5 protein-coding genes are annotated in these 4,746 nt (G+C 29.6%); all 5 read right to left on the bottom strand.

What is annotated here, in order from left to right; all coding sequences use genetic code 11:
- Positions 1 to 291 precede the first annotated feature (291 nt).
- The 5 genes from AWE51_RS18215 to AWE51_RS18195 all read right to left on the bottom strand — a co-directional run bounded on the left by AWE51_RS18215 (position 292) and on the right by AWE51_RS18195 (position 4,608).
- Positions 292 to 1,080: a hypothetical protein gene (locus AWE51_RS18215; RefSeq protein WP_066316450.1), complete on the bottom strand. Its 789-nt coding sequence runs from the start codon at positions 1,078 to 1,080 to the stop codon at positions 292 to 294.
- A 189-nt stretch (positions 1,081 to 1,269) separates the two neighbouring features.
- Positions 1,270 to 1,578, bottom strand: coding sequence for a hypothetical protein (locus AWE51_RS18210; protein WP_066316448.1), 309 nt, complete (start codon positions 1,576 to 1,578; stop codon positions 1,270 to 1,272).
- Positions 1,565 to 1,849 carry a hypothetical protein gene (locus tag AWE51_RS18205; RefSeq protein WP_157766168.1) on the bottom strand — a complete coding sequence of 95 codons (285 nt, stop codon included), beginning with the start codon at positions 1,847 to 1,849 and terminating at the stop codon, positions 1,565 to 1,567. The genes AWE51_RS18210 and AWE51_RS18205 overlap by 14 nt, the downstream gene beginning before the upstream one ends.
- 68 nt (positions 1,850 to 1,917) lie before the next feature.
- A complete protein-coding gene (locus tag AWE51_RS18200) occupies positions 1,918 to 3,117 on the bottom strand; it encodes a hypothetical protein (protein ID WP_066316438.1) in 1,200 nt (399 codons plus the stop codon).
- Positions 3,118 to 3,342: 225 nt separating this feature from the next.
- Entirely contained in the window at positions 3,343 to 4,608 is a 1,266-nt protein-coding gene (locus AWE51_RS18195) for a hypothetical protein (RefSeq protein ID WP_066316432.1), read from the bottom strand.
- Positions 4,609 to 4,746 lie beyond the last annotated feature (138 nt).

Here is a 4,746-nt window from a genome sequence, read left to right as displayed (position 1 = left end):
GACAACTCCTTTTAGCAAAGGCTTTGTCCGTCTCTTTGATCAGAATAAAACTCCATAATCCTCGCGTACTCCTCCGAAAAAATTGTCCTTGCGAACTGGACTATTGCATACAACGTTTAGCTATGCGTAGTGCGGGAGCAAAAAATCACTGGTTTTCGAGCTAGCACTTAGCCAAAGTTTATGTTTTGTTTTTACATTTTCTAAAATACTAAATTTAAATCTTTGGCGACAAACCAAATAGACAATAACCTTTTGATTAAACTCGAAACCCGCATTATCGCATAGGTGTTGTTAGGCAACGTAATTTTCTTTCCAACCATTAGTTTTAGCAATCAATTCTGGATATAGACAAGATGAATTTCCGTCTTGTGAAACCAAAATTTTAATTGAATCTCCTATTGATTTGTTATTTGTCAAAGCAAAATTATTAGTCCTTGATTTAGCAACGTTATTTCCGTATTCATAATGCACATCCATTGAAGAACCAAATTTCGAAAATGTGAAACCTTTATTGTGGTTTATTGAAATTATTTTTCCCTCCATAATTCTGCCTGTTTTATACAATGAGATTTCTTTATTTATTTGTGAGTATAGAAGGTAGAAAAGAATTAGTCCAATCAAAAGAACAACTCCTGCGATATAATACATAAAATCCATATTAAACGTGTATTGTTCAAATTCCATTGGGATTGTTTGTCCATTCAAATGTTTAATTGGAATTGTATCTCCAATTTTTAAATTATCCGTTTTTGCCGGTTTAAAAACAGTGAATTTTGATGTAGTTTTCTGTCCGTTATTATCAAATTCATAATTCAAAATTTGCGGATTATTTCCATTGATAGTTATATTATCAATTCCTTTAATTTCAGTTAGTGTGGCATTTGTTTTGATTCCGTCAGACTGAATTTTCTCAGCGTTTTCAACAAATGGAAAACTATTCCCCAATGAATTCATTATTAAGCCCATTGGTAGAAAAAGAAGTAATGCAAATGCAATTCCTTGAAAAGCAAAGAGTAGTAGAATAGGTCTGATTTTGGCTCTTTGCCAGATTGTTGTGAAATTGGTTTTTCTATTTGTCAATATCGTTTGTCTTTATGTTGCCTAACGGTTTGTGTATGAAATGTAGCGAGTAAATAGACACTAACTTTTCGGATTAACACAGAGCCGAATTTTTATGTTTTGTTTTTAATTTTTCTATTCTAAAAGCCAAATTTAAAAATTTGGCGGTCTTCACAAATAGGCACAAACCTTTCGGGAAGCCTTTACTAGCTATGTTTTATACACCGTGTTGGCGGTAGTTTTTATTTTCTTTTTGTTGATCACAATTTTATAAATTCCATAACCCAAAATTCCACCAATAATTAATGAAGTTATCAAGTTCAATAAATTCGGACTTGGATGTCCATTATCAGCTGAGCCAGCACTATAAAATAAATTTAAAAATGAATTCATTTCGTGTGTGTGATAATAGCAAATATCTGGAATTAGCAAATCATATAACAAAGTAAAACTTGTCAGCACCATTCCAATTCCACAAATTGAAATCAGAGTCCATTTTAAAGTTTTAGTTTCCTTCATTATTTTGTTTATTCAATTTGTTGCGTATATAGTATTTTAATAATGTTAGGATTCCGAGAGTTGAAAAAAATATTAAACTAATTTTTCCATAATCTTTTAAATCTTGGTTTGAAATACTTTTCCATCCAGGATTTAGGTATCTGTGAATTAAGAATACAATGACAATTATTGTTAAAAATCCCCAAAATCCGGTAAAAATATATCTCAATATATTAATCAGTTTTTTAAGAATATTTAATTTTTTTTCACCCATAAATTCAATTACTGCCAACGTCCCTTGTATGTTGCGTCTGCCTGCCGAAGGCGGCATATGCAATATACAAACTGTTATAGCCTTTTTTATTTTTTTCTTAATTTATTATTTGGCTTGATTAACATCCTAATAAATATCATTGTTAATCCAAATAAAAACTCAACTTCGTGTTTGTTATTTATTTCGTTGTCGTGTTTTACTTTATTATTCTGATAATTATTGAAGTAATCTATTAGTTTGGTAAATGTATTTCTAATTTCCGAACTAATTCCAAGTTCTTTCTGATATTTCCCAATCTCTCCCAGTTGATTCTCAAGACTCTTATTATTGTTTAGGATGCTTTTAATTAGGAGTTCAAGGGTTAATCTTAAGTTATCCAAACAATCACGTTGGTCATCATCTTTTTGATAAAGTTCAACTGCTCTTTCGAATCGATTTTTGACTTTTGGGAATTCATTAATCCAGTAAAATGTTTCGGAAACTAGATCTTGTTGCAATTCTTTGTTGGGAACAAACTCTTTTATAGAATCATAATTTGAAAATTGTTCTTGATCATCAAAAATGAAAGGAGACCTGATATATTTTTGAACTAATGAAATTTCATTTTGCATAGATGATTTCCAGGATCTGTAAATTTCTATATTTTTTGGTTTTACAGTATTGGTTTCTGTTTTTTCATGTTGAAAAATTTTGCTTTCAAGCTTTTGTATCAATAGTTCAGTAAATAATTTTTTTCTGAAAAAGAAAATCTCCGATGAAAGTCTAGCCGAAAGGGTTTCTAACTCAATTTCTAATTGACTAAATTTTGCTGGTACAACAAAGTCAGTAGGTTTAATTTTTAATTTTTCACAAAAAGAGTCAAGATCCTCAAAAGAAGAAAAAGCGTTAGGATTATTTTTTAACAACTGTTCTTTAATTCCAGATTCGGTAAGAGTAATTTCTGGAGAATTTTCGGTATTACTAATCAGATATTTCCAAATATTCTCAGCCCATTTTTCACATATTATATTAGCCACAAATGTTATTTCACCAAGAGAGTAATCTAAGACGTTGACATAATAAATCCCTTCAAATATTTTGTTTTGAAGATCGGTTTGGTTTTCACTAGATTTTTTAACAAGGTTGTTTTTTATTTTCAAAGGCTCAATTCTGACATGAGAAGGAATAAGGGAAACACCTTTGATTTTACAAATTAACTTTCCTGAAACAGCAACTTCAACTTCATTAATAACAGCTTGTAAGGATAGAGTTTGTCTGTCTAATAGAATATTTGTTTTTTCTTCCATTTATTAAGTCAAAATTGGCTATAACGTCTCGTATAAGAAACGTAGGGCAGGTGATAAGCAATACGTTTCGGATTGGTACTAAGCCAAATATAAATATTTTGCTTTTATCATTTTTCTTAAACGCCAAATTTTATATTTGGCGACTTTGCAAATAAATACAGACCTTTCGATTAAGCCCAAAAGCCCTATGTTTTCTTATACATTGTTACCAACAGTACATTATTCTTATTCAGGTCTTACTTTTTTAATAATTTCAAGAAACTTATCAATTTTATCCAAATCCATATCGCTTTTTGAACTCTTTTCAGGTTTTCTACTTCTTAAAGGGTCTTGATGAAGTTCATCCAAGACTTGAGTAAGATAATCAGCAACTTTACTGTCGTCTATTTCCTTTATTTTATTGGAAAATGCTAATATGGATTTGGTAAGTACTACCTTATATTCATAATCTTCTTCCAAATTACGGAGTATAACAAATCTATTGGCACAAAATACTGCGCCAGAAATCCCGATAAAAGTTAGTCCAATACGACCGATTATAAATCCTATATTTTCAGTATCAGCAAAACCTAAATCAAATTTCCATATTTTGATTTCTCCTCCAGTCAATAAGAATCCTAAAAGTAAAGTTATAATAACAAAAACACTAGCACCAATTAGCCAATGACGTTTGTTATTAGAATCAGAAATCTTTTTTAATCTTGAACTATACGCCTTTGCAATACCTTCAGTTTGTTTTAATTCCAAAGCATTTTCAGCTTCTTCGATTAGGGAATTAACTTTTATTAATTTACTGGAAAGTTCTTTTTCTATCGAATCTTTAAGTTTGTCGTAAATTGTATTTAGTTTTAATTCATTGTCTTCAACATTGGATGCGAAAGCAAGAATTTCTTTTTTTCTATTCTCTATCTCTTGTTCAGCTTCTGTAATAGAGTTAGATTTTTCTGAGATATTGATTTCATCTTGTTCGTATTTTAATTTTAATTCATCCGCTTTTTCACTAATAGAAGAAATATTTTGAGCATCTTCTTCTGCTTTTGTTTTTATTTCATCAATAGATTTTTTTATTTCTTCTGAATCTTGAATGTCTTTTAATAGTCTTTTATATCTTGTTCGTAAACTATTTACTTCTTTTACCTTTTCTTCAAAATCTAAACTTTCAGTGCTTAATTCTAATAATCTGCTATTGTGAATTGTTGTTTCTAAAGCGTTAAATTGAGGTATTATTTGTTGAAGATTTGTAGCATATCTACTAACATTAGTCAATTGTGAATTTATAGCATTTCTTTGGTTAAAAGGAAGTTTTTCAAATGTCCCATTTTCTATTGAATCAGTCAATAAATTTCTTATTTCTGACATCCCATTATAAACTTCAATAATTGTTGTCTCTTGATTTGAAAAAGTAGCATTTGAAGCTTTTAAGTTCTCTAAATTAGATTGAAAACTTGCATTTTCGAGAATACTAATAATGGCTTTCGTTGTTGGCTTCATCTAGTTTAGGTATTGTTGGTAACGTCTCGTATAAGAAACGTAGGGCAGGTGATAAGCTCTATCGTTTCAGTTTATTACTTAGCTAAATATAAATATTTTGCTTTTACCTTTTCTACTATAAATGCCAAATTTTATATT

This window comes from Aquimarina aggregata (assembly GCF_001632745.1).
GTDB classification, from domain to species: Bacteria; Bacteroidota; Bacteroidia; order Flavobacteriales; family Flavobacteriaceae; genus Aquimarina; species Aquimarina aggregata.
This window is presented reverse-complemented; position numbering and strand designations above follow the sequence as displayed.

Bases quoted from the DNA above. Each gene is read 5' to 3' on its own strand.
- AWE51_RS18210 (WP_066316448.1), bottom strand. From the start codon at position 1,578: ATGAAGGAAACTAAAACTTTAAAATGGACTCTGATTTCAATTTGTGGA.
- AWE51_RS18200 (WP_066316438.1), bottom strand. From the start codon at position 3,117: ATGGAAGAAAAAACAAATATTCTATTAGACAGACAAACTCTATCCTTA.
- AWE51_RS18195 (WP_066316432.1), bottom strand. From the start codon at position 4,608: ATGAAGCCAACAACGAAAGCCATTATTAGTATTCTCGAAAATGCAAGT.